Raw genomic sequence first — 26,663 nt, 5'->3', positions numbered from 1 at the left:
TCGTTCTGATGACAGGTCAGATCCGCGTGCACCTGGTGCAGCGGTAAGGGGAGATCCCCCACTTTAAGGGCGGGCATTGTAGCGCTGCGGGGAAGAGAGGTAAAGCTTTGCCCCTCACTCTAACCCTCTCCCCTTTGGGGAGAGGGCAGGGTGAGGGAGGGTTATTCAGGCAATCCTGCACGCATCCGCTTCCCAGCGATAACCCACGCCGTACACCGCGCGAATAAACGACTGGTCGGCGTCCAGCGCCTCCAGCTTGCGGCGCAGGTTTTTGATGTGACTGTCGATGGTGCGGTCGGTCACCACGCGGTAATCGTCATACAGATGGTTGAGCAGCTGTTCGCGGGAAAACACTTTTCCCGGCTCGTGGGAGAGCGTTTTCAGCAGGCGGAACTCCGCTGGGGTAAGATCCAATAGTTTGCTGCGCCAGCTCGCCTGGAAGCGGCTTTCATCGACGATCAGCGGGCTTTGCGCATCCAGCACCTGCAATTCACGCTGCGGCTTACAGCGGCGGAGGATGGTTTTCACCCGAGCGACCACCTCCCGCGGGCTGTAAGGCTTGCAGATGTAATCGTCGGCGCCGATTTCGAGCCCCAGCAGACGGTCGATCTCTTCGATTTTGGCCGTCACCATCACGATGGGCACATCGGAGAAACGACGAATTTCCCGGCACAGGGTCAGGCCGTCGGTACCCGGCAGCATCAGATCCAGCAGGATCAGATCCGGCGGCGTCTGGCGCACGTAGGGCAGCACCTGGTCGCCGTGGCTGATAAGCGTTGGCGCGTAACTTGCGGCACGCAAATAGTCGATCAGCAGTTGTCCAAGTTTAGGCTCGTCTTCCACGATCAAAATACGCGGTGTGTTGTCGTCAATCGGTAACTCGGTCATGCTTCCCTCGATAAATCCCGTTCCAGAGGTAACTCTACTGTAATGCTAACCCCGCCAAAAGGCGAATGGGCGGCGCGGATGGTGCCGCCGTGGGCCTCAACAATGTTAACGCAAATCGCCAGCCCAAGGCCGGAACCGCCGCTGGCGCGGTTGCGTGAACCTTCGGTGCGATAGAAGCGCTCGAACAGTTTTTCCAGCTGCGCATCTTTCACGCCAGGGGCGGAGTCCGCAAAGGTCAGGGCAAAGCGCCCGTTTTCCTGCCTGCCGGAGATATGCAGCGCGCCGCCGCCGTCGGTGTAGCGGAGGCTGTTCTCCAGCAGATTATTGAACAGCTGCATCAGGCGATCTCTGTCGCCAAATACCACCGCGCTGTCCGGCAGCGAGAGGTTGATTTTCAGGTCACGGCTGGCGAAGCGCTCGCGGAATGCGCCGGTCACGACTTCAAGGATATTGATCACGTCGACTGGGGCTTTCTGGTAGGCCAGGGCGCCTTCGTCGGACATGGAAAGCTGATGCAGATCGTCCACCAGCTTGGTCAGCGTGCCGACTTCCGCCTGAAGCGAGGCCACGGACTCGGGGGTGAACTGCCGCACGCCGTCCTGAATCGCCTCCAGCTCGCCGCGCAGCACCGCCAGCGGGGTGCGCAACTCGTGCGAAATGTCGGCCATAAAATCGCGGCGCATCTGCTGGTTTTTTTCCAGCGTGCTGGCGAGCTGGTTGAAGTCCTGCGCCAGCTTGCCCAGTTCATCCTGGCTGCGGGTGTCCACGCGGGTCGAGAAATCACCCGCCGCCAGCTTGTGCGTGCCTTCCACCAGGCGCTTAACCGGCGCCAGCAGGCCGCGCGCCAGCGGGAAGGTGGCGAGCGCCGCAAGCAGGGTAGAAAGCGCGACAATCAGCCAGCTGGTCTGACGCTGCTGGCGGTCAAAGTTAATGTCGGTATTGCGCGTCAGCCGCTCGACCGGCGAGGCGATTACCCAGCCCACCGTGGCGCCGTTCGAGGTAATGGCGCGCTTTGTACCGTCCGGCGGTACCGGAGAGCGCGGGCCAACCAGCACGCGCATCTCCTGATCAATCACCCAGAACTGGGTGCGCCAGCCGTGCGGCGGCATGCCCGGCCCCGGGCGGTCGTCGTCATTATCGTGCTCCAGCGAACGCAGGATTTGAAACACAAAGCGATCGTTATTGCGCAGAAAACGCCAGTTACCGTGCAGGCTATACTGCTCGCCCAGCGCGTCGCTTAAGCCCTGTAGTCGCTGTTCGTTACCGTGCTTAATGTAGTCAATAAAGCCGCGCTCAAAGCTGACCCGCACCGCCCAGTGCATGGTAATCAGCAGAACGATACAGGTGGCGAAAATCGCCACAAAAAGCTTACCGGTGATCCCCGGACGCCAGAATTTCATGGTGCACTCCTTTTGCCGCGTCGGATCACGACGTTTTTGGTCGTGTCATTCGGTACTCTGGCAAAGATAAAAGCGGGCAGGGCGATAATTACCGCCATGCTGAGGTAAGTGTATAAAAAGACCTGATGCGCGACGGGGGTGTCGGCGCTGAGATGGTGCTGACCGTACATGCCGAGCAGCAATCCGGCGACCGTGACCCCCACGCTCATGGAGAGCTGCATGATCATCGACAGCAGGCTGTTACCACTGCTCGCCAGCTCGTCCGGCAGATCTTTTAGCGTCAGGGTGTTCATCGACGAGAAGCGCATGGAGTTGATGATCCCCTGGCAGAACAGCACCAGCGGCAGGATGTAGTACCAGCCCAGCAGCGCCACGGCCATAAACAGCAGGCAGACCAGCGCCAGCCCGATCGTGGCGGCCACCAGCACCCGGCGATAGCCGAAGCGGTTCACCACCTGCACCACAATACGCTTCATCCCCATGCTGCCGAGCACCATCGGGATCATCATCAGCCCGGCGTGGAACGGCGAGAAGCCCATCCCAATCTGTAAAAACACCGGCGTCATAAACGGCAACATGCCGCTGCCGATGCGTCCGGCAAAGCTGCCGAACAGACCAAGACGGTAGGTGGGATTCCTGAACAGATTCAGGCTGAACAGCGCGTTAGCGTTGCCTCTGGCATGCCACAGATACCAGAGAATCGCGGTGATCCCCAGCGCCACCAGCAGGGCGAGCGACAGGGAGGAGATCCCCAGCCCTTTTTGCCCGTCGAGGGCCAGGGTGAGCGTCGCCATGCCAGCCGCCAGCAGGATAAAGCCAACGAAATCAAAGCGCCGGGTCTGCATTTTATAGTTCGGCATCAGCGTCAGAGTGGCAATCGCGCCGATAATACCGACCGGCAGGTTGATCAGGAAGATCCAGTGCCAGGAGGCATACTCCACCAGAATACCGCCCAGCGCCGGGCCAAGCAGCGGGCCGACCTGACCGGGCAAGGTGACGAAGGTCATCGCCGCCATATACTGCGCGCGCGGAACAATTTTCATCACCGTTAACCGCCCGACGGGCACCATCATCGCGCCGCCGACGCCCTGTAGCACGCGCGCCATCACCAGCTGGTCGAGGGTATTGGCCTGGGCGCAAAACAGCGACCCGGTGGTAAACAGCACAATGGCGGTGAAGAAGATGTTTCTCACACCGACTTTATCCGCCAGCCAGCCGCTGGCGGGCAGCATCACGGCGACCGTCAGCACGTAGGCGACAATCACCATATGCATGTGCAGCGGGCTCTCCCCCAGGCTTTTCGCCATCGAGGGGAGGGCGGTGTTCACGATGGTCGTGTCCAGCGACTGCATAAAGAAGCCGAACGCGACGATCCACAATTGCCAGCGAACGTTACTGGGTAGGTCGGTCATTTACTCGGTCACCGTGGTTCTCTTTTTACGCGAAAAACGCAGCCGCAGTCGGTCAAAGAACAGATAGACTACCGGCGTGGTGTAGAGCGTCAGCAGCTGGCTCATCACCAGGCCGCCGACAATCGTGATCCCCAGCGGCTGGCGCAGTTCAGAGCCGTCACCGCCGGATATAACCAGCGGTAGCGCACCGAACAGCGCGGCCAGCGTGGTCATCATGATCGGGCGAAAACGCAGCAGACAGGCCTGGAATATCGCCTCGTCCGGCGTCAGGTTGCCGTTACGCTGGGCGTCCAGGGCAAAGTCGACCATCATAATCGCGTTTTTCTTCACAATACCTATTAATAGCATGATCCCGATGAGCGCGATTAGGCTGAACGGGGCACCGAACAGCTCCAGCGCCAGCAGCGCCCCCACGCCCGCAGAAGGCAGCGTGGAGAGAATGGTCAACGGGTGCACATAGCTTTCGTACAGCACGCCCAGCACGATATAAACCGTGGCAATAGCCGCCAGAATCAAAATGACCTGCGAGTTCATGGTGTCCTGGAACACCTGCGCCGTACCGGCAAAGCTGCCGCGCACGGAGGAGGGCACCCCGAGCTGGGTCATGGCGCGGTTGATGGCGTCGCTGGCCTCAGACAGCGACGAGCCGGTTGGCAGGTTAAACGACACGGTCGAGGCGGCGGAAAGCCCCTGGTGGTTCACCGACAGCGGCGCGTTCGACGGCTGCCAGCTGGCGAAGTACGACAGCGGGATCGCCTTGCCGTCATTATTGATCACAAACATCTTGTCCAGCGCGCTGATGTCCTGGGTGTAGCGCGGATCAACTTCCATCACCACCTTGTACTGGTTCATCGGCTGATAGATGGTGGAGACTTCACGCTGCCCGAAGGCGTTGTTAAGCAGGCTGTTGGCCGCTTCAACGTTAATGCCCAGGCGGGACATGGTTTCGCGATCGTAGGTGAGCGCCATCTCCGCGCCGTTATTCTGGCTGTCGGAGTTCACGTCCGCCAGCTGCGGCAGCGCGGCCAGCGCTTTACGGATCTTAGGCTCCCACTCGCGCAGGGCAGCTAAGTCATCTGAGAGCAGGGTATACTGATAGCTGGCGTTAGCCTGTCGTCCGCCGACGCGGATATCCTGAACGGCCATCAAAAACAGATTTGCCCCCGGCTCTTTGGCGAGCTTCAGCCGCAGGCGGTCAATGATCTGCTGCGCCGTTTCGTGACGTTCACCGCGCGGCTTAAGGGTAATAAACATCATCCCGCTGTTAACGCGCGAGCCGCCGGTAAAGCCGGTGACGTTATCCACGGCCGGATCTTCCCGGATGATTTTCATAAAGTCTTGCAGTTTGCCCCGCATCGCCTGGAACGAAATACTCTGGTCCGCCTGAATACCGCCCATCAGCACGCCGGTATCCTGCTCCGGGAAGAAGGTTTTCGGGATGGTGATATACATCCAGACGTTGAGCACAATGGTGCCCATCAGCACCAGCCCGACAAGACGCGTGTGGTTCAGCACCCATTTCAGCGATTTGCCATAGCCGGACTGCATTGCTATCAGGACGCGGCCAAAGCCTTTCCTGCGCGGCTGCGAGTGCGGTTGGCTGCGCTTTAGCATCCAGCCGCACATCATCGGCGTCAGCGTCAGCGAAATCACCAGGGAGATACCGATAGCGACGGAAAGCGTGACGGCAAATTCGCGCAGCAGTCGCCCCGGCAGACCGCCCATCAGCAGCAGCGGCAGGAACACCGCCACCAGCGACAGGCTCATGGACAGGACCGTGAAGCCCACTTCGCGCGTCCCCTGAAGCGCCGCCTGGAGCGGCTTCATGCCCGCTTCCAGATGGCGCGAGATATTCTCCAGCACCACGATGGCGTCATCCACTACAAACCCGGTGGCAATCGTCAGCGCCATCAGCGACAGGTTGTTAAGACTAAACCCACACAGGTACATGGCGGCAAAGGTGCCTATCAGCGATACCGGAACCGCCACCGCCGGGATCAGCGTGGCGCGCCCCGAGCGCAGGAACAGGAACACCACCAGGATCACCAGCGCGACGGAGATGATCAGCGTTTGCTCTACCTCCTCAAGCGAGGCGCGGATGGTAGGGGAGCGGTCCTGCGCAATCTGGAGGTCGATGGCCGCCGGAATCGTTTCCTGAAGCTCCGGCAGGCGCGCGCGGATGCTGTTCACCGTCTGGATGATGTTGGCTTCCGGCAGTTTGCGGATCATCAGCAAAATCGCCGGTTTGGCGTTAGTCATCCCGGCGTTACGCACGTCCTGCACCGAATCGGTGACGCTGGCGACGTCGCTCAGGCGCACCGCCGCACCGTTGTTGTAGTGAATAATCAACGGCTGATACTCGGCGGCGGTTTTCAGCTCGTCGTTGGTCTGGATCTGCCAGCGGTGGCTGTTGTCCTCAATCGCGCCCTGCGGCTTACGCACGTTGGCGTTGCTGATGGCGGAACGCACGTCGTCCAGCGATACGCCCTGGTTAAACAGCGCCTGCGGATTCAGCCCCACGCGCACGGCGGGCAGGGAGCTGCCGCCGACGTCCACGTCGCCCACGCCGTCAATCTGGGCGATGGTTTGCGCCAGCTGGGTGGAGGCAAAATCATACAGCTCGCCCTGGGAGTAGGTCTCTGACGTGAGCGTCAGGATCATGATCGGCGCGTCGGACGGGTTAGCCTTGCGGTAGGTTGGACGGCTCGGCATGCCGCTTGGCAGCAGGCTTTGGGCGGCGTTTATCGCGGCCTGCACGTCACGCGCCGCGCCGTTGATGTCCCGGTCGAAGTTAAATTCCAGAATGATGCGCGTGCTGCCCAGCGAACTGCTGGAGGTCATCTCGTTAACCCCGGCAATTCGCCCAAGCGAGCGCTCAAGCGGCGTCGCCACTGATGACGCCATGGTCTCCGGCGAGGCACCCGGCAGCGAGGCGCTGACCATGATCACCGGGAAATCGACCTGCGGCAGCGGGGCCACCGGCAGCAGCCGGAAGCCCAGCACGCCGCACAGGGTAATAGCGACGGAGAGTAAAATCGTCGCCACCGGACGGTAAATGAAGAGGGCGAAAAACTTCACTTACGCCTCCTCTTCACGTTTCGGGAAGCGGTTTTTCGTCCACAGGGCCAGACGGTCAAACAGCAGGTAGATAACCGGCGTGGTAAACAGCGTCAGCACCTGGCTCACCAGCAGGCCGCCCACCATCCCGATGCCCAGCGGACGGCGCAGTTCGGCCCCCACGCCGGTGCTCAGCATCAGCGGCAGCGCGCCCAGCAGGGCGGCGAGGGTGGTCATCAGGATCGGACGAAAACGCAGCAGACAGGCCTGGTAAATGGCCTCGCGCGGCGCCATACCCTGCTCGCGCTCGGCGGCCAGCGCAAAGTCGATCATCATGATGGCGTTTTTCTTCACAATGCCGATAAGCAGGATGATGCCGATGATCGCAATGACGTCCAGCTCGCTCCCCGCCAGCATCAGCGCCAGCAACGCCCCCACGCCCGCTGTCGGCAGGGTGGAGAGGATGGTGATCGGATGGATAAAGCTTTCATACAGCACGCCAAGCACGATATACATCGCCACCACCGCCGCGACAATCAGCCAGACGGTGCTGCCCAGCGCGGCCTGGAACGCCAGCGTACTGCCCTGGAACTGGGTCTGAATATCGGACGGGAAGCTGAGTTCTTTCTCCGCGCCCAGAATGGCCTCCACCGCTTCGCCCAGGGAATACCCGTCCGGCACGTTGAAGGAAATGGTGGTGGACGGGAACTGATCGAGATGGTTAATCGACAGTGGGGTGTGGCGCTCTTCCACGCTGGCAATGGCGCTGAGCGGCACAATCCCGCCGTCTTTGCTGGTCAGGCGCACCGTGTCCAGCGCGGCCAGCCCGGGCGTGTTTTCGGTGTTATGTTCCAGCACCACGCGATACTGGTTGGCCTGGGTATAGATGGTGGAGATCAGGCGCTGGCCAAAGGCGTTATACAGGGCGTTATCCACGTCGGACATGGTAATGCCCAGACGGCTGGCGGTGTCGCGGTTGACGTTCACGTACGCCGCCAGCCCTTTATCCTGCCAGTCGCTGCTGACGTCAGAAACCTGCGGCAGTGCTTTCAGCTTGTCCACCAGCTGCGGCACCCAGGTGCTCAGTGCCTCAAGCGAGGTGGCCTGGAGCGTAAACTGGTACTGCGTGCGGCTCACCTGCGTATCAATGGTTAAATCCTGGATCGGTTGCAGATACAGCTCAATGCCCGGCACGCGCGCCACCGCGCTTTGCAGGCGTTCAATCACCGCGTTAACGCGATCGTCGCGGTCATCGAGCGGTTTAAGGTTAATTTGCAGGCGCGCGCTGTTGAGCGACGGGTTGGTGCCGTCCACGCCCACGTAGGCAGTCAGGCTTTCCACGGCCGGATCTTTCATGATGATCTCAGACACCTGCTGCTGGCGCTGCGCCATGTTGGCGAAGGAGACCGTCTGCGGCGCCTGAAGCGTGCCCTGAATAATGCCGTTGTCCTGAATCGGGAAGAAGCCTTTCGGAATGAAAATCCATAGCATGACGCTGAGCGCCAGGGTGCCGAGCGCCACGCCGAGCGTTGCCCACGGATGGTTCAGCACTTTCGCCAGCACGCGGCCGTAGGCGGCGATAATGCGCTCGAACATCCGCTCGGAGGCGCGCGAGAAGCGGTTTTGCTTGCGCAGGGACTCGTGGCTCAGCATGCGGGCGCACATCATCGGCGTCAGCGTCAGCGACACCACGGCAGAGATCAGAATGGCGACCGCCAGCGTCACGGCAAACTCGCGGAACAGCCGCCCGACGATATCGCCCATAAACAGCAGCGGGATCAGCACCGCAATTAGCGAGAAGGTGAGCGAGATAATGGTAAAGCCGATCTCCCCCGCGCCCTTCAGCGCGGCGGCTAACGGCTTTTCACCTTTTTCGATATAGCGCGAGATGTTCTCGATTACCACGATGGCGTCGTCCACCACAAACCCGGTGGCGATGGTGAGCGCCATCAGCGTCAGGTTGTTAATCGAGAAGTCGAGGAACACCATCACCGCGAACGTTCCGACCAGCGAGAGCGGCACGGCGACGGCGGGAATGATGGTTGCCGGGACGTTGCGCAGGAACAGGTAGATGATCATCACCACCAGCGCAATCGCCAGCATCAGCTCGAACTGGGTGTCGGTCACTGACGCGCGAATATTCGTGGTGCGGTCAGAGAGCACTTTCACGCTGACCGATTTTGGCAGGCTTTCCACCAGCTGCGGCAGCATGGTGCGAATGCTGTCGGCGGTATCAATAATGTTCGCGCCCGGCTGGCGCTGAACGTTCATGACAATCGCCTGCTGCTTATTGGCCCACGCCCCGAGCCAGCTGTTTTCCGCGCCTTGTTCAACGGTTGCCACGTCGCCCAAACGGATCGGCGCGCCGTTCTGGTAGGCAATGATCAGCTGACGGTACTCATCGGCGGACTGCATCTGGTCGTTGGCGGAGAGCGTGACCGCGCGGGTCGGGCCGTCCAGCGAACCCTTCGCTGAGTTGACGTTGGCGCTGCTGATGGCGGTGCGAATGGTTTCGCTGGTTAACCCCAGCGCCGCAATGGCCTGGGCATTCAGTTTGACGCGCACGGCGGGGCGTTGACCGCCCGCCAGCGTCACCAGCCCCACGCCGGTCACCTGCGAAATCTTCTGCGCCACGCGGGTTTCAACCATGTCTTCCACCTGGGTCATCGGCATGGCGGAGGAGGTGACGGCAAGGGTCATGATCGGCGGATCCGCCGGGTTGACCTTGCTGTAAACAGGTGGATTCGGCAGGTCAGACGGCAGCAGGTTTGTGGCGGCGTTAATCGCGGCCTGCACCTCCTGCTCAGCGACGTCCAGCGACAGCGTGAGCTGGAACTGAAGCGTGACGACCGAAGCGCCACCGGAGCTCTGGGAGGACATTTGCTTCAGGCCAGACATCTGGCCAAACTGACGCTCCAGCGGGGCGGTGATGGCGGACGTCACCACATCCGGACTGGCGCCCGGATAGAGGGTGACAACCTGAATGGTCGGGTAGTCCACTTCCGGCAGCGCCGACACGGGCAGAAAACGGTAGCCAATGATCCCGGCCAGCAGGATCGCCACCATCAACAGGGTCGTCGCAACCGGACGTAAGATAAACAGGCGTGATGGCCCACCTGTAGAGCTCGGCGGCATCACCTGCATCAGGCTTTTGCTCCTGTATTCTGCGCTTCCACCACCTCGACCTGCGCCCCTTCGGTCAGACGGTCAATACCGTCGGTCACGACGCGGTCGCCAGCGGACAGCCCGGCGCTGATCACCACCGTCTGGCTGTCCTGGATGCCGGTTTTCACCAGGTGTTTGCTGACCTTGTTTTCGCTGTTCAGCACCCAGACAAAGTTGCCTTCACTGCCCATTTGCAGGGCCGCCGTCGGGATCACCACCGCGTTTTCTTCGGTCGCGACCAGCATTCGCGCGTTGACGAACTGATTCGGGAACAGGGCATCGTCCTGATTGTTGAAGCGTGCTTTTAGCTTAATGGTGCCGGTGGTGGTGTCGATCTGGTTATCCAGGCTCAACAGCGAACCTTCGCTCAGCTTCTGCTTGTTGGTGCGATCCCAGGCTTCAACCACCAGCGCTTTTCCGGCCTTCTGCGCCTGTATCACCGTCGCAATGTCGCTTTCCGGCAGGGTAAAGACGAGATCGATAGGATGCGTCTGGGTGATCACCACGATGCCCGTGGTGTCGCCGCTGGAGATTTGGTTGCCGATATCAACCTGTTTCAGGCCTACGCGACCGTCAATCGGCGCGGTGATCCGGCTCCAGTCGAGCTGGAGCTGGGCGCTGGCGACCGCGGCTTCGTCGGCCTTGATGGTGCCTTGAGATTCACTGACCAGAGACTGCTGGGTGTCCAGCTCCTGGCGCGACACGAGGTTGGTTTTTACCAGCTGCTGATAGCGGGTTAAATCGCGGCGGGCATTGGCGAGGGTAGCTTTGTCTTTCGCGAGCTGCCCCTGCGCCTGCGCCAGGGCCACCTTAAACTGGCTTGGATCGATTTCCGCCAGCAGATCGCCGGCTTTTACCTGCTGACCTTCCTGGAAATGGATGGCCATCAACTGACCGTCCACGCGGCTACGTACCGTCACGGTGTTGGCGGCGGTGATGGTTCCCAGCCCGGAGAGATAACGAGGCACCGCTTTATTCACCGCCGTTGCCGCCTGCACCGGTGCCAGCGCACCGCCGCGCATAGCGTGGCGCCCACCGCCCGTTGAGCGTTGTGAGGGGCTATTAGCGCCAGCAGGTGCCGTGGAGTTCGCGGACTGGCTGTGCCAGTACCAGGCGGCGGCCAGGACCACCACAATCAGACCAACGGCGATTGCCCAGCGGGATTTGTTACTGCCTTTCATCGTTATACGTTCTCATCCTGAAACTCTTTCGGGGAATGATACTAGTTTAGTCAGCTAACACAGCGGAAAAATGGAGGAAATATGGAAGACTGTCGGGAATTGTCTGAGTGTGGCGCAGCGGTTTTCACCCTCTCCCCGTGGGAGAGGGCCGGGGTGAGGGCACCAGACCGCACCAACGCTAGCTAAACACCACCTGCGCCCAGCGCGCCAGCCCTGCCGTAACGGAGCCAAAGTCATCGCCGCCGGCAATCGGGATCCCCGGCAGCTGTTCCGCCAGCGCTTTCTTGATCAGCGGCGAACGGGCGCTACCGCCAGTCAGGTAAATTACGTCCGGCTTCACTTTGCCGTTCTCAAGCGCCAGTCGCACCTGCTCCAGAATACGCTGAAGCGGCTGAGTGAGCGCCATTTCCAGCCCTTCCTGAGTGATAGCCGTAGCCAGATCGTCACTGATAAACGGCAGCGAAACCGCATGCTCTGGACGATCGGAAAGGGCAATTTTGCTCTCTTCGGCGGTGCGCACTACGCGGTAGCTCAGGCGCTGACGCCACACCTTATACAGAAGTGCGACCTTCTCTGCATCCTGCGCATCACGCACCAGATCGTTGAGGAAACGGCCATTCGCGGTGCTGTAAAAATCACTCTGGGCAGGGACGTCGTTGATGGCAATCGCGTTCCACCACGGCAGGATCGGCAGGGCGATGCCTTTCTCGGTTTGACCGCCCATGCCGAGCAGCGGCATCAGGCTCTTGAAGGCCAGGGCAATATCAAGATCGTTACCGCCCACGCGGCAGCCGCTGTGCCCCAGCAGACTATTTTCACGATCGCGACGGTGATGCCACTGGGGACCCATCAGCAGTAATGAACAGTCCGTCGTACCGCCGCCGATGTCCACCACCAGCACCCGTTTCTCTTCCGTCAGCGTGGCTTCAAAATCCAGCCCCGCCGCAACCGGCTCATACTGGAACACCACGTCACGGAAGCCTGCCCGGTGCGCTGCACGCTCAAGGATCCCCTGCGCCTGCTGGTTGGCTTCGTCGCCGCCCAGCCCCTGAAAGTTAATCGGACGGCCAATCACCGCCTGGGTGATGGCATCCGGCACCTGGGACTGCGCCTGATTGCGGATGTGCAGCATCATCGCGCAGACCAGATCTTCAAACATCGCCACCTGCTGCGGCTTCAGGCCGCTGGCGCCGAGGAAGGATTTCGGCGATTTAACGAAGTAGACCTCTTCCGGGTCTTCAATGTACTGCCCGAGGGAAGAGAGGCCGAACTGCACGCTGGACGGGGTAACGTCGATATCTTCCTCGCGGTTAAAGCTGACCGCACGGCGCAGCAGCGCCTGGGTCTCTGCCGCCGTGGCCGGAACCTGATGGTGGCGGAACAGCCACTCGCTCACCGCTTCACGCGTGGGCGCACAAAGCATTGACGGCAACAGCGTACTGCCGTTTTCCATTTTCAGGAGCTGCGGTTGTCCGTTTTGCATTATCGCAACCGAGCAGTTTGCGGTGCCGTAGTCGAATCCAATAAACACAATAAATCCCCATGCCGGTGAGAAGGGGCGAGACTTTAGCGAAATGTCTGCCAGGCGACAACAGGAATATGAAAGCAAGGCGCAAGGCGATCTTTCGGTTTATGCTGAGGTAAATACAAAAGGAGAGACGATGTACACCCTGAACTGGCAACCGCCCTACGACTGGTCGTGGATGTTTGGCTTTCTTGCCGCGCGTGCGGTCACGGGGGTTGAGACCGTTACGGAGGATTACTACGAGCGCAGTTTTGGCTATGCCGGGCACCAGGGCGTTTTCCGGGTTACGCCAGACAGCGCAACCCCTACGCTGGCGGTGTCGCTCAGCCCTGGCCTGATCCCGGTGGCGGATATCTGCCTCGACCGCATCTCCCGTCTGTTTGACCTCGATTGCGACCCGCTGCACATTGCGCAGACTCTCGGCGATCTCGGCGCGGCGCGGCCGGGCTTACGTTTGCCGGGCGCGATGGATGCATACGAGCAGGGCGTGCGCGCCATTCTCGGGCAACTGGTGAGCGTGGCGATGGCGGCAAAACTGGCGTCACGGGTGGTGGCGCTGTGCGGTGAACCCATTGAGGATGCGCCGGGCTATCTCTGCTTTCCTCCGCCAGAGGTGCTGGCCGCGGCAGATCCGCTGGCGTTGAAAGCCCTCGGGATGCCGCTCAGGCGTGCGGAGTCGTTGATTCATCTGGCGCAGTCGGTGGTGGACGGTGAATTCCCGCTATTCCCGCCTGCGAACGTTGAGGCCGGGATGAAGGCGCTACAGCAGCGCCCCGGCATCGGGCGCTGGACCGCGAATTATCTGGCCCTGCGCGGCTGGCAGGCGAAGGATGTTTTCCTGCCGGATGACTATCTGATTAAACAGCGCTTTGCCGGTATGACGCCCGCGCAGATCCGTCGCTATGCCGAGCGCTGGCAGCCGTGGCGCTCGTATGCGCTGTTACATATCTGGTACACCGACGGCTGGTCGCCGTCAGTTGATGGCGAAATAGCTGGTATTCAGCAGTAGATCGAGCGGCTGCGCTTCCCCGATGGTGTCGCCGTAAATGAAGTCAACGCCGATACCCGATAGCGTATCCATCATGATCGACTGATGGCATGGCCCGGCAATGGTTTTTATGCCCAGACGCTGGGCGTGGCCCTGAATGATTGTCACCATCATCTCATCCATCAGATTGCCGTGGACGTTGGTCACCACGTCTGCATCCAGCAGCAGATAATCAGCGGTATTGGCGCTGAGCTGGCTGAAGACGTTCATATCGCGTCCGACCCGGGTCAGCACCACGCGACAGCCAGCCTGACGAAGCTTTTGTAGGCCCTGCTGCACGTTTTCATCCGTATTGCTCAGCACATCAACGGCGATCGCCAGATGCAGCAGCCGCGCCGGCAGCGGACCTCTGGTGATCAGGTCGAGCAGCTCATCCACCAGCGTGACGCTGGCTAAACCCGCTTCTGAGAGCGGCAGCGCGACGCCCATTCCTTTGGCCGCCACCTGTGCGGCATAGGTACGGAAAAATTCGCTGAATATCCGTCGGTCCAGGGCGTGCAGCAGCTCCGGCTCCGCCAGCCCGGCGCGGAAGGCATGCTCTTCCAGCACTTCCCCCTGGCTGGTCCAAAGCCGCAAGGAAATCAGCCAAAAGCTGCTGCTCTCGGGAATGCGCGGCGAGGCGACGCTGCGGGCGATCATCAGCAGATGGTTATCTTTAATCATGTGCCACTGCTCATCCAGCGACATCATGCTGCGCGTGCTGTGGATCCGCTCCTGCTGGGGTTCGTAGACGGTGACCACGCCGCGCCCGCTGTTTTTCGAGGCGTAGCAGGCAATATCGGCCTGAGACATCACTTCCGCAGCCTGATAATTGGTGTCGTCAATCAGCGTAATCCCCGCGCTGGCGCCAATGCGGTGCAGGCGTCCTTCCCAGGAGAAATGATAGTTGTTGATGGCGTCGATCAACCGGCCCGCAATATAGCGTGCGCTTTCGACGTTGCAGTCCGGCAGCAGCAGGCCAAACTCGTCGCCGCCCAGACGCGCCAGCACGTCGCTGGAGCGCAGCATGGTCAGCATCAGCGAAGAGAGTTCGCGCAGGAGAGCGTCGCCCGCCGCGTGGCCTGCCGTATCGTTCACCGCCTTAAAACGGTCAAGATCGATAAAGACCAGCGCGTGACGCTGATGGGTCTCCTGTACCGTCTGCAACAGGCGCTTAAGATGGTTTTCAAAGCTGACGCGGTTCGCCAGGTGGGTAAGGGCGTCATGGGAAGCGCTGTAGCTCAGCTGGCGCAGCATTTTGCGCGACTCGGTGACGTCCTGAATCACCAGCACCGAGCCGATGGTGTGTCCTTCCAGAGTGCTGAGGGGGGTTATGCTGTAATGAATGTCGAAACTGCCGCCATTGCGGCAGTTAAGCACCACATCCTGTTCGATATCGGTACGGGACATATCGCCGCTGTGGATGTTTTCCATTAACGGACCGTTCTCGCCGAAGCTAATGTGCAGCACCTTCAGAATGGGCTGACCCAGCGCTTCGCTTTGCGACCAGCCGCTCATCTTCTCGGCGACCGGGTTCATAAAGGTGATGTTCATGTCGATGTCGGTACACAGCACCGCTTCGCCGATGGAGTCGAGGGTGATATGCAGGCGCTCTTTTTCCTGGAACAGCGCCTCGTTCAGCAGCTTCACCTCAGTCATATCCATGTTGATCCCTAACAGCCGCTCCACTTCACCCTGTTTGTTCAGCACCCGGTTCGCCAGCGAACGAATGTGGCGAATGCCATCCTTGACGCGAATGCGAAATTCCAGCTTGAAAGGTACCCTGGCCTGGAGTGACTCACGCAGGACCTGTTCGGCGTGCGTACGATCTTCAGGCACCATGGCCGCATGCCAGAGCTGCCAGGTGGGTTTAATGTGCGGGGGGATTTCGTAAAGCTCAAACATCCGTTTATCCCAGCTGATCACGTCCGGCTCCAGATCCCACTCCCAAATCCCGATGCCACCGGCTTCGTTAGCGAGAGTGATACGCTCCATCAGACGCTTATTCACCCACTCGGTCTGTTTCAGATCGTTGATGTCTTCAATCTGGGCAATAAAGTAGAGCGGCGTGCCGTCGGCATGGCGCACAACGGAGACGGCCAGCAGCGCCCACACCACCTCGCCGCTGCGGGTGTAGTAGCGTTTTTCGAGGGTGTAGGTGTTGATCTCGCCGTGAATCAGCTGTTGCAACTGCTCCAGGTCGGTATTTAAATCTTCCGGCCAGGTTAACTGCTGGAACGTGAGCGACTGAAGCTCAGACTGGCTGTAACCGAGGAAATTGCACAGAGCCTTGTTGGCCTGGAGCCACTGGCCCTCAATGCCCACCAGCGCCATACCAATCGCGGAATACTCCATCGCATTGCGAAAACGTTCTTCGCTTTCCGTAATATGTTTACGCTCGGCCCGGAAGGCATACATCACCATCGTCATAATGTTGGCGGGGAGCAGCATCATCAGGAAGGGGAGCCACGGCGCGTTGAAGGTGACGATCATGGTGGAGGGCGTCATGGAGAGCGGATTTCGCGCCATCATCAGGGACACCATCATGATGGTGAATAAAAATATCAGGAACGCTTCCATACGCGGCAGACGGACCGCGCTCCACATCAGTAGAACGATAATGCAGGTGAATGGCCACGGCAGCCAGGTGATTGCCGTCCAGCTAAGAACCAGCGTGACGACCAGGGTCACCAGCGTTTCCAGCAGCAGTTTCGGGTTGCGGTGGCGCAGCAGGTAATGCGGCTTAAACAGCAGACCTAACGGCACCAGCGCCAGTGCGCCAATGGCTTCTGAAAGTACCCAGACAAGGAAATTACGCAGCGGCTCCGCGCTCGGCACCAGAAAATGAACCAGAACGCCCCCCACCAGCGGCGGCACCAGGGCACTGCCGAGGGCAAGCCGGACCCAGTCGTTGAGGTTTTGCAGCGGATTATACCAGGGGAGCAGTTTACGCAGTAACAGCGCGCCAACCGTGGCCTCAATGATATTGATCGCCGTGTAGGTGATGTTGAGCGATGCCCATGAGAAGAGCATCCACGAGGCAAAGATATTGCCAAAGGAGCAGGCGAGCGCAATGCCGGGCCACATTTTTCCCGCGTGGCGGTAAAACGCCACCATCATAATTGAAGTCGGGAACCATAATGGCGCCAACAGCGTACCGAAGCGAGTCAGCTCGAGGGAAAATAAGGTGAAGATGAACGTGACCAGACCCAGACAGACAAGCCGCAGTAAAGGATGTGGGGTAGTAACCAAAACCCGCTGGTATTGTTTATTCATTACCGCTCTATCCAGGGACGCCATGTTGTCAGGAGCCAGGTCCGGACGCGTGAAATTAATAATTTGGTTTATGCTAGTACAAACATTTTACAATTCATATGCTGAGTGGTCAGATTTTGACTTCATAGACTTATAAAATAGTTACTCTGCGAAGAAGGGTGATGAAATGGCGAAAAACCGCGCGTAAAAATTTCGCTAAAGGCGTGAAACGGCGCTTTTCAGCCCGCCTCGCATAACCTGCGCATTCGACTGGTATCACGCCCCCGAAATCCCTATAATTGCCGCGTTTGACGCTCCGGCGTCGTCCTTCCTTACATCCAGGTTAATCAGGTCGCTAAATTTATGACTGATAAGTCTCATCAGTGCGTCATCATAGGCATCGCCGGCGCATCGGCTTCAGGTAAAAGTCTTATTGCCAGTACGCTTTATCGCGAACTGCGTGAACAAGTGGGTGATGAGCATATCGGTGTGATTCCCGAAGATAGCTATTACAAAGATCAATCCCATCTTTCGATGGAAGAGCGCGTAAAAACCAACTACGACCACCCCAGTGCGATGGATCACAGCCTGCTGTTCCAGCATCTGGAAGCGCTGAAGCGCGGCGAGGCGATTGAGCTGCCCGTCTACAGCTACGTGGAACATACCCGCACCCAGGAAACGATCCGTATCGAGCCCAAGAAGGTGATTATCCTTGAAGGGATTTTGCTGCTCACCGACGCCCGTCTGCGCGAATCTATGAACTTCTCGATTTTCGTCGACACTCCGCTGGATATCTGCCTGATGCGGCGTATTAAACGCGACGTTAACGAACGCGGCCGCTCCATGGACTCCGTGATGGCGCAATATCAGAAAACCGTTCGCCCGATGTTCCTGCAATTTATTGAACCTTCGAAACAATACGCCGATATTATCGTGCCTCGCGGCGGTAAAAACCGTATTGCCATTGATATCTTAAAAGCGAAAATCAGTCAGTTTTTTGAATAAGCCGTGTGAATTGTGTACCGTTCAGAGATAACCTGGTTTTGCCCTGACGCCGTAAGGCTTCAGGGCGCGATGCACGAAAGGAGAAAGTGCCATGCGTCTTTGTGACCGCGATATAGAAGCCTGGCTGGATGAAGGCCGCCTGTCTATCACCCCGCGTCCGCCGGTTGAGCGTATTAACGGCGTGACCGTCGATGTGCGTCTGGGGAATAAATTCCGCACCTTCAGCGGCCACACGGCACCGTTTATCGACCTCAGCGGGCCGAAAGACGAAGTCAGTGCGGCGCTGGATCGCGTCATGAGCGACGAAATCGTCATCGAAGAAGGAGAGGCGTTTTATCTCCATCCTGGCGAACTGGCGCTGGCGGTGACCTTTGAATCGGTCACGCTGCCTGCGGACCTGGTCGGCTGGCTTGACGGACGCTCTTCCCTGGCGCGTCTGGGCCTGATGGTGCACGTCACCGCGCACCGTATCGATCCGGGCTGGTCTGGCCGTATCGTGCTGGAGTTCTTTAACGCCGGTAAACTGCCGCTGGCGCTTCGCCCGGGAATGATGATTGGTGCGTTGAGCTTTGAACCGCTAACCGGCCCGGCAGACCGTCCTTATAACCGCCGTCAGGACGCAAAATATCGCGACCAGCAGGGTGCGGTTGCCAGTCGTATCGATAAAGACTGATCTGTGAGTTCACTGAGGAAGCCATGAGAAGAGTTCTGACAACGCTGATGATTTTGCTGGTGGTGCTGGTGGCTGGCCTTTCAGCGTTGGTGCTGCTGGTTAACCCGAATGACTTCCGGGCCTACATGGTGCGGCAGGTGGAAGCGCGCAGCGGGTATGAACTCAAGCTGGACGGGCCGCTGCGCTGGCACGTCTGGCCTCAGCTCAGCATTCTCTCCGGACGTATGTCCCTCACCGCGCCGGGTGCCGCGCAGCCGCTGGTCACGGCGGATAACATGCGTCTTGATGTCGCGCTCATCCCGCTGTTATCCCATCAGCTCCAGGTAGAACAGGTGATGCTGAAAGGGGCGGTGATTCAGCTTACGCCGCAAACCGAAGCCGTTCGTCAGGCGGATGCTCCGGTCGCACCGCGTGAAAACACCTTGCCTGACGTCCCGTCTGACACCGGCTGGTCGTTCGATATTGGTAATCTGAAAGTTGCCGACAGCGTGCTGGTTTTCCAGCATGAAGATGACGAACAGATCACCGTACGCAATATCAACCTCAGGATGGAGCAGGACGCCAACCATCACGCCACCATGGAGTTCTCCGGGCGGATCAACCGCAATCAGCGCGATCTCAACCTGTCGATGAACGCGAACGTGAACGCCTCTGATTATCCGCACCAGCTGACGGCGGACGTTCAGCAGCTTAACTGGCAGCTGACCGGCGCGGATTTACCCGCGAAGGGGATTGCCGGCCAGGGCACGATGCAGGCGGTGTGGCATGAAGAGCGCAAACAGCTCGAACTGAACGCGCTCAACCTCCAGGCCAACGACAGTGCCCTGAAGGGGCAGGCGAGCGTCACGCTTGATGAGAAACCTAAGTGGGTGCTGGATCTGCAATTCGACAAGCTGAACCTCGAGAACCTGCTTCCGCCCCAATCGGTGAACGCGACCGATGAGGGAGCCACACAGGTGGGGCAAAGCCAGGTCACGCAGTCGCGTCCGGTGATCTCCTCAAATCTCGATCAGCCTGACTACAACGGCCTGCGCGGATTTACCGCCGACATTCTGCTGAAAGCGAACAGCGTGCGCTGGCGTGGGATTGATTTTACTGACGTCAGCAGCCAGATGTTCAACCACAACGGCCTGCTGGTCATCTCCGAGCTCAGCGGAAAAATGGGAGCAGGGAACCTCTCCCTGCCGGGCTCGCTGGATGTACGCAAAGACGTTGCCAGCGCCGCGTTCCAGCCGCGTCTGGAAAACGTTGAGATTGGCACCATCCTGAAAGCCTTTAATTACCCGATTGCCCTCACGGGGCAGCTGTCGCTGGCAGGGGATTTCTCTGGTACGAAGATTGATGCGGACGCTTTCCGTCGTAGCTGGCAGGGGCAGGCGCACGTTGAGCTGAAAGATTCGCGCATGGAAGGGCTGAACTTCCAGCAGCTGGTGCAGCAGGCGGTAGAGCGCAGCAGCAGCGTGAAAGCGAATGAAAACTACGACAGCGCAACCCGTCTGGACAGCTTTACCAGCGAGCTTGCCCTCGACAACGGTCAGCTCTCGCTGGACGACATGCAGGGGACTTCGTCACTGCTGGCGCTGACCGGAACCGGCGCGCTGGATCTGGTGAAAGAGACGGCAGACACCCGCTTCAACGTCCGCGTGAAGGCTGGCTGGGAAGGCGAAGGCCAGCTTGTGGAGTTCCTGAAAGAGACGCCGATACCGCTGCGCGTGTACGGAAAATGGCAGGAGTTGAATTACAGTTTGCAGGTCGATCAGATCCTGCGGAAGCACCTTCAGGATGAAGCGAAACGTCGGCTGAATGACTGGGCGGACCGCAATAAAGAGTCTCAGTCAGGTAAGGACGTGAAAAAGCTGCTCGATAAGCTGTGATGCCTGTTGTGCCGGGTGGCGGCTTTGTCTTACCCGGCCTATAAAAGCCAGACACCGTAGGCCGGGTAAGCGAAGCGCCACCCGGCTTTTTTACACCTCAAAATCCATCTCATCTTCACCGCGCAGCGGTATCAGCTGCACCTTCTGCACGCGATGGCTCTCTACCTGCAAGGTTTTGATCATGTAATCCCCCACCTGGACCTCTTCGCCCGGCTGCGGAATACGTTGCAGATATTCCATCAGCAAACCGGCGATGGTGTGGTATTCGCGCTTCTCATCCAGCGGAAGCGGAACGAACTGCACCAGATCTTCGAGCGGCATATGGCCGTTGGCGGTCCAGCTGCCGTCGGCGTTTTTCTGAATATCGTGACGCGCATCGATCTCATCCACCTCATTAGGCAGATTACCAGCGATGGTTTCCATCACGTCGCTGAGCGTTACCAGCCCTTCCACAGAACCAAACTCATCAACGACAAACGCGAAGTGGGTACGAGCGTTGCGGAACTGCTCCAGCGCGGAGAGCAGCGGCAGCGCTTCCGGGAAGACCAGCGGCTGGCGCACCAGCGCCCGCAGGTTGAGCGGCTCGCCATGGAGCTGCTGTTGCAGGAGGTCAATCACGTGTACCACGCCCAGCAGCTCTTCTTCCTCTTCACCGCCGGTCACGACCACGCGGGTGTGCTGGTTTTTATCCAGCAGGGCGCGGATCTGCTCTTCCGGCGCCGTCAGGTCAATATGCTCAATGTCATGGCGGGAGGTCATGATACTGCTCACCGAGCGCTGGTTGAGGTTAAGCACGCGCTCTATCATCCGGCGTTCCTGCGGGTTGAAGATCTGCCCGTCGCTGTGGTCGGCAAGCATCGCCGCGGATTCAGCATCCAGCTCGGCATCCTCTTTTTTGCCGCTCAGCAGGCGCATCACCGTATCTGCGGTGCGCTGTCGTAATGTCTGGTTCGCGGAGAGAAAACGGCGACGGTTGAAAATGGCTAGCTGGTTGAGAAACTCAATCAGCACCGAGAAACCAATGGCGGCGTACAGATACCCTTTCGGGATATGGAAGCCAAAACCATCCGCCACCAGGCTAAAGCCAATCATCAGCAGGAAGCTCAGACAGAGGATGACGATAGTCGGGTGACTGTTCACAAAGCGCGTCAGGGCTTTGCTGGCGAGCACCATCAGGGTGATGGCGATGATCACGGCGGCCATCATCACCGCCAGATGGTCAACCATCCCGACGGCCGTGATCACGGAGTCGAGAGAAAAGACGGCATCCAGCACCACTATCTGCGCGACCACCGGCCAGAATTTTGCACCGCGTCGCTGGGTGGGGTTTTCACTGTCTTTTCCTTCCAGCCGCTCATTAAGCTCAACCGTGGCTTTGAACAGCAGGAACAATCCGCCGAAAAGCATGATCAGGTCGCGGGCGCTAAAGCTCAGACCCTGCACGCTGAATAAGGGTTTGGTCAGCGTCACCAGCCAGGAGATTGAGGCCAGTAACAGCAGACGCATCACCATGGCGAGCAGAAGACCCGTCACGCGGGCGCGGTCGCGTTGTGAAGGGGGTAATTTATCGGCAAGGATGGCGATAAACACCAGGTTATCAATGCCGAGCACTAATTCGATGACGACCAGCGTCACCAGCCCGGCCCAGATTGATGGATCGGCAATCCATTCCATAATAAATGCAATACCTTCTGTTATATGACTAATGTCACACTTCGATCATGGATAAAGCCGACGGAAATTGCAATGCCGGGGTGAGATTTCTCTTAATGCTACACTCTGGTAAACCCCATTTGCCGGGCGGTGTAAATAAGTTAATTGCGAAGATTTAATTACACAAGTCGATATTTAGGAAATATCGCAATAAATGGTCCGGCGATCTATTTTGTCAATATAAAGAAAATCCGAAAACCTTAAAACTTTGCTCTTAATATTAATCTTAAAAACGAATATTAGGACGGTTGTCTCCTTGCCTGCTATTAGGTTAGCTGCAACAATTCTTCCAGCATCAAATGTTAAATCTCCTTGTTGCTATTTTTGTTTCGGTCTTTGGTGAAGGTTATACATTATCAATCGCCCCTGTGAGGCGTTTGATATATTTCGCAAAAGGCCTTATCCAAGAGGGTGTCTAACCATAACGCATTGTTTAGTCAGTGGATTGGTAACTGAAAGCCAAGGGCGGTAGCGTGCCTGAAAGCGTGTGAATCAGCCTCAATTATTCTGTCAATAGCCAATGGATGAATAAGCTTTTTTTAGGACTGATGCCAGTTATATTGCTAAATGATTAACTGCATTCTGATTGTCACCACGACCCGCGCTTATTTTAATTGCACAGGATAATTACTCTGCCAAAGTGATAAATAATCAATGATGAAATCCAAAATGAAATTGATGCCATTATTGGTGTCTGTGACCTTGATGAGTGGTTGCACGGTCTTTCCCGGCAGCAATATGTCGACAATGGGCAAGGATGTGATTAAACAGCAGGATGCTGATTTTGATCTCGACAAAATGGTGAATGTGTATCCATTAACCCCACGTCTGGTGGAACAATTACGCCCACGTCCAAATGTTGCTCAGCCAAATATGTCTCTGGACCAGGAAATTGCCTCTTACCAGTATCGCGTGGGTCCGGGTGACGTCATTAACGTGACCGTCTGGGATCACCCTGAACTGACCACGCCTGCGGGCCAGTACCGCAGCTCAAGCGACACCGGTAACTGGGTACAGTCCGATGGCACCATGTTCTATCCCTACATTGGCAAAGTGCACGTCGCGGGCAAAACGCTTGCTGAGATCCGTAGTGATATTACCGGCCGCCTGGCGCAGTACATTGCTGACCCGCAGGTGGACGTTAATATCGCCGCGTTCCGATCCCAGAAAGCCTATATCTCTGGCCAGGTCAATAAATCCGGCCAGCAGGCGATCACCAACGTCCCGCTCACCGTTCTCGATGCGATCAATGCCGCAGGCGGCTTAACCGACGGCGCTGACTGGCGCAACGTGGTGCTGACCCACAACGGCAAAGAGCAGCGCATTTCGCTTCAGGCGCTGATGCAAAACGGTGACCTGACCCAGAACCGCCTCCTTTATCCGGGCGATATTCTGTACGTGCCGCGCAACGACGATCTGAAAGTGTTCGTGATGGGTGAAGTGAAGAAACAGAGCACCCTCAAGATGGACTTCAGCGGTATGACCCTGACCGAAGCGCTGGGCAATGCGGAAGGCATCGATCTGACCGCCTCCAACGCCAGCGGTATCTTCGTGATCCGTCCTATCAAAGGCGAAAACGCGAAGGGCAAGATTGCCAACATCTACCAGCTGGATATGTCCGACGCGACGTCCCTGGTCATGGCAACGTCGTTCCGTCTCCAGCCGTACGATGTGGTCTATGTCACCACCGCGCCGGTTGCCCGCTGGAACCGTCTGATCAACCAGTTGCTGCCTACCATCAGTGGCGTTCGCTACATGACGGATACGGCGAGCGACGTTCATAACTGGTAAGCCGCGATGTTTAACAAAATTCTGGTGGTGTGCGTGGGGAACATTTGCCGTTCCCCCACGGCTGAAAGGCTGTTGAAAAATTACCAGCCTGCGTTAACGGTCGACTCCGCAGGGCTGGGCGCGCTGGTCGGGAAAGGTGCCGACGAACGTGCCGCAAGCGTTGCCCTTGAGCATAACCTCTCACTCGACGGGCACGTTGCCCGTCAGGTCTCTGGCCGGATGTGCCGGGAATATGACCTGATCCTCGCGATGGAAAAACGCCACATTCACGCGCTGTGCGATATCGCACCGGAGATGCGCGGCAAGGTGATGCTGTTTGGTCACTGGGATGGTGAGCGCGAAATTCCCGATCCGTATCGCAAGAGCCGCGAGGCCTTTGAGGCGGTATACACCTTACTAGACCAGTCTGCCCGTCAGTGGGCGCAGGCACTGAAAGCTCAGCAGGGATAACAATGACAGAAAAAACAAGACCTTCTGCCGCCCCGACGTCGGGCAGTGATGAAATCGATATCGGTCGCCTGGTCGGGACCGTTATTGAAGCGAAATGGTGGGTGCTGGGTATTACCGCTATCTTTGCCGTGGCGGCGATCGTTTATACGCTGTTCGCGACGCCTATTTACAGCGCCGACGCGCTGGTGCAGATCGAACAAAATACCGGAAACTCGCTGGTTCAGGATATCGGCTCGGCGCTGGCCAACAAGCCGCCGGCATCGGAAGCCGAAATTCAGCTGATCCAGTCGCGCCTGGTACTGGGCAAAACGGTTCACGATCTGGGGCTGGATATCGCGGTCACCAAAAACACCTTCCCGGTATTTGGCGCAGGCTGGGATCGCCTGATGGGGCGCAGTAACGATACGGTAAAAGTGACCGACTTCGTGATCCCAAAAGGGGCAGGGGACCAAACCTTTACCCTGACCGTGCTGGGACCAAAACAGTATCAGCTGACCAGCGACGCGGGCTTCAGCGCACGCGGTGAGGTGGGGCAGATGCTGACTAAAGAGGGCGTCAGCATCAAGGTCAGCGCAATTCAGGCACATGAGGGCGGGGAGTTTACGGTCACCAAATTCTCGACGCTCGGGATGATCAACAACCTGCAAAACAACCTGACCGTCACCGAAAACGGCAAGGACACCGGCGTCCTGAGCATGACCTTCACCGGTGAAGACAAGGATCAAATTCGCGACATCCTCAATAGCATCACCCGCAACTATCTGGAGCAGAACGTTGAGCGTAAGTCAGCGGAAGCTGCAAAAAGCCTGGCGTTTCTCAGTAAACAGCTGCCGGAGGTGCGCGCCCGTCTGGATGACGCTGAGAACAAGCTGAACGCGTACCGTCAGGACAAGGATTCCGTCGATCTGCCGCTGGAGGCGAAATCGGTTCTCGACTCCATGGTGAATATTGATGCGCAGCTGAACGAGCTGACCTTCAAAGAGGCGGAGATTTCCAAGCTCTATACCAAACGTCACCCGGCGTACCGCACGCTGCTGGAGAAACGTCGTACCCTGGAAGAAGAGAAGGCGAAGCTGAATGACCGCGTGACCGCGATGCCGAAGACGCAGCAGGAAATTGTACGCCTGACGCGTGATGTGGAATCCGGCCAGCAGGTTTACATGCAGCTGCTGAACAAACAGCAGGAGCTGAAAATCACCGAAGCCAGCACCGTCGGCGACGTGCGTATCGTTGACCCGGCGATTACCCAGCCGGGCGTGCTGAAGCCGAAGAAAGCGCTGATTATCCTCGGCAGCATTATTCTCGGCCTGATGCTTTCCATTGTCGGCGTGCTGCTGCGCTCGCTGTTCAACCGCGGTATCGAAAGCCCGCAGGTGCTGGAAGAGAACGGGATCAGCGTGTACGCCAGCATCCCGCTTTCAGAGTGGCAGAAGTCCCGTGACAGCGTGAAAACCGTTAAGGGCGTCAAGCGTTACAAACAGAGCCAGCTGCTGGCCGTGGGTAACCCGACTGACCTGGCGATTGAAGCGGTGCGCAGCCTGCGTACCAGCCTCCACTTCGCCATGATGCAGGCCAAAAACAACGTCCTGATGATGACCGGTGTCAGCCCGTCAATCGGTAAAACCTTCGTCTGCGCCAACCTGGCGGCGGTGGTGAGCCAGACCAACAAGCGCGTGCTGTTGATCGACTGCGATATGCGTAAGGGCTACACCCATGAGCTGCTGGGGACCAACAACGTTAACGGTCTGTCGGAAATCCTGCTCGGTAAAGGGGAAATCAGCGAGAGCGCCAAGCCGACGTCGATTCCGAAATTTGACCTGATCCCGCGTGGCCAGGTGCCGCCGAACCCGTCTGAACTGCTGATGAGCGAGCGCTTCACGCAGCTGATTGAGTGGGCGAGCAAAAACTATGACCTGGTGCTGATCGATACCCCACCAATTCTGGCGGTCACCGACGCTGCCGTGGTAGGGCGTCATGCGGGCACCACGCTGATGGTCGCACGCTATGCGGTTAACACCCTGAAGGAAGTGGAAACCAGCCTGAGCCGCTTTGAGCAGAACGGTATTGAGGTGAAGGGGGTCATTCTGAACTCCATCTTCCGCCGCGCGACCGGGTATCAGGATTACGGCTACTACGAGTACGAATACAAGTCTGACAGTAAATAATAATCCCCCTCATCCTAACCCTCTCCCCAGGGGGGAGAGAGGACTGCATGGTGCAGCTTTTCTCCCTCTCCCTCCGGGAGAG

At 58.4% G+C, this 26,663-nt stretch carries 16 protein-coding genes; 7 read left to right on the top strand and 9 right to left on the bottom strand.

The features are described 5' to 3' along the window. Positions 1 to 165: 165 nt before the first annotated feature. The 7 genes from baeR to yegD all read right to left on the bottom strand — a co-directional run bounded on the left by baeR (position 166) and on the right by yegD (position 12,634). Positions 166 to 888, bottom strand: coding sequence for a two-component system response regulator BaeR (gene baeR, locus ACQG0T_RS14820; protein WP_015572364.1), 723 nt, complete (start codon positions 886 to 888; stop codon positions 166 to 168). After that, a complete protein-coding gene (baeS, locus tag ACQG0T_RS14815) occupies positions 885 to 2,288 on the bottom strand; it encodes a two-component system sensor histidine kinase BaeS (protein ID WP_015572365.1) in 1,404 nt (467 codons plus the stop codon). Before baeS ends, baeR begins: the two co-directional genes overlap by 4 nt. Further along, entirely contained in the window at positions 2,285 to 3,700 is a 1,416-nt protein-coding gene (locus ACQG0T_RS14810; protein ID WP_045328806.1) for an MFS transporter, read from the bottom strand. Before ACQG0T_RS14810 ends, baeS begins: the two co-directional genes overlap by 4 nt. Further along, on the bottom strand, positions 3,701 to 6,778 hold the full coding sequence (gene mdtC / locus ACQG0T_RS14805) for a multidrug efflux RND transporter permease subunit MdtC (RefSeq protein ID WP_058686678.1): 3,078 nt from the start codon (positions 6,776 to 6,778) through the stop codon (positions 3,701 to 3,703). Next, positions 6,779 to 9,901 carry an MdtB/MuxB family multidrug efflux RND transporter permease subunit gene (locus tag ACQG0T_RS14800; protein ID WP_039270409.1) on the bottom strand — a complete coding sequence of 1,041 codons (3,123 nt, stop codon included), beginning with the start codon at positions 9,899 to 9,901 and terminating at the stop codon, positions 6,779 to 6,781. After that, the gene (locus tag ACQG0T_RS14795; RefSeq protein ID WP_180242572.1) at positions 9,901 to 11,103 is read right to left on the bottom strand and encodes an MdtA/MuxA family multidrug efflux RND transporter periplasmic adaptor subunit; all 1,203 of its coding nucleotides are present in this window, start codon (positions 11,101 to 11,103) and stop codon (positions 9,901 to 9,903) included. The genes ACQG0T_RS14800 and ACQG0T_RS14795 overlap by 1 nt, the downstream gene beginning before the upstream one ends. Positions 11,104 to 11,281: 178 nt before the next feature. Then, complete coding sequence (gene yegD / locus ACQG0T_RS14790) at positions 11,282 to 12,634, bottom strand: molecular chaperone (protein ID WP_045910875.1); 1,353 nt, start codon at positions 12,632 to 12,634, stop codon at positions 11,282 to 11,284. Positions 12,635 to 12,764: 130 nt separating this feature from the next. Between yegD and alkA the strand changes: the two genes are divergently transcribed. Beyond that, positions 12,765 to 13,637 (top strand): DNA-3-methyladenine glycosylase 2, encoded by an 873-nt coding sequence (alkA, locus tag ACQG0T_RS14785; protein ID WP_032103513.1) that lies wholly within the window; start codon positions 12,765 to 12,767, stop codon positions 13,635 to 13,637. Here alkA and ACQG0T_RS14780 read toward each other — a convergent pair. Continuing rightward, positions 13,602 to 16,931, bottom strand: a complete 3,330-nt coding sequence (locus ACQG0T_RS14780) for a diguanylate cyclase (protein WP_032103511.1) — start codon at positions 16,929 to 16,931, stop codon at positions 13,602 to 13,604. The genes alkA and ACQG0T_RS14780 overlap by 36 nt on opposite strands. Positions 16,932 to 17,273: 342 nt before the next feature. On the opposite strand from ACQG0T_RS14780, the gene udk reads away from it, so the two are divergent. From udk to asmA, 3 genes are all read left to right on the top strand, one after another. Next, entirely contained in the window at positions 17,274 to 17,915 is a 642-nt protein-coding gene (gene udk, locus ACQG0T_RS14775) for a uridine kinase (protein ID WP_000130320.1), read from the top strand. A gap of 91 nt (positions 17,916 to 18,006) precedes the next feature. Then, a complete protein-coding gene (gene dcd / locus ACQG0T_RS14770) occupies positions 18,007 to 18,588 on the top strand; it encodes a dCTP deaminase (RefSeq protein ID WP_006811250.1) in 582 nt (193 codons plus the stop codon). Between the two features lie 23 nt (positions 18,589 to 18,611). After that, a complete protein-coding gene (gene asmA / locus ACQG0T_RS14765) occupies positions 18,612 to 20,462 on the top strand; it encodes an outer membrane assembly protein AsmA (RefSeq protein ID WP_032103510.1) in 1,851 nt (616 codons plus the stop codon). A gap of 90 nt (positions 20,463 to 20,552) precedes the next feature. Here the strand turns inward: asmA and ACQG0T_RS14760 are convergent, their stop codons facing one another. Further along, positions 20,553 to 22,136 (bottom strand): TerC family protein, encoded by a 1,584-nt coding sequence (locus tag ACQG0T_RS14760; RefSeq protein WP_015572372.1) that lies wholly within the window; start codon positions 22,134 to 22,136, stop codon positions 20,553 to 20,555. 693 nt (positions 22,137 to 22,829) lie between these two features. Here ACQG0T_RS14760 and ACQG0T_RS14755 point away from each other — a divergent pair. Genes ACQG0T_RS14755 through wzc form a run of 3 tightly spaced genes read left to right on the top strand, consistent with a single transcriptional unit; the run spans position 22,830 to position 26,581 of the window. Further along, positions 22,830 to 23,966, top strand: coding sequence for a polysaccharide export protein (locus ACQG0T_RS14755; RefSeq protein ID WP_003862079.1), 1,137 nt, complete (start codon positions 22,830 to 22,832; stop codon positions 23,964 to 23,966). 6 nt (positions 23,967 to 23,972) lie between these two features. Further along, complete coding sequence (gene wzb / locus ACQG0T_RS14750; protein ID WP_003862078.1) at positions 23,973 to 24,416, top strand: low molecular weight protein-tyrosine-phosphatase Wzb; 444 nt, start codon at positions 23,973 to 23,975, stop codon at positions 24,414 to 24,416. A 2-nt stretch (positions 24,417 to 24,418) separates the two neighbouring features. Beyond that, entirely contained in the window at positions 24,419 to 26,581 is a 2,163-nt protein-coding gene (wzc, locus tag ACQG0T_RS14745) for a tyrosine-protein kinase Wzc (RefSeq protein ID WP_015572374.1), read from the top strand. Positions 26,582 to 26,663: the final 82 nt, after the last annotated feature.

The organism is Enterobacter cloacae complex sp. 302F9 (assembly GCF_050030335.1).
Taxonomy (GTDB): domain Bacteria; phylum Pseudomonadota; class Gammaproteobacteria; order Enterobacterales; family Enterobacteriaceae; genus Enterobacter; species Enterobacter hormaechei_C.
This window is presented reverse-complemented; position numbering and strand designations above follow the sequence as displayed.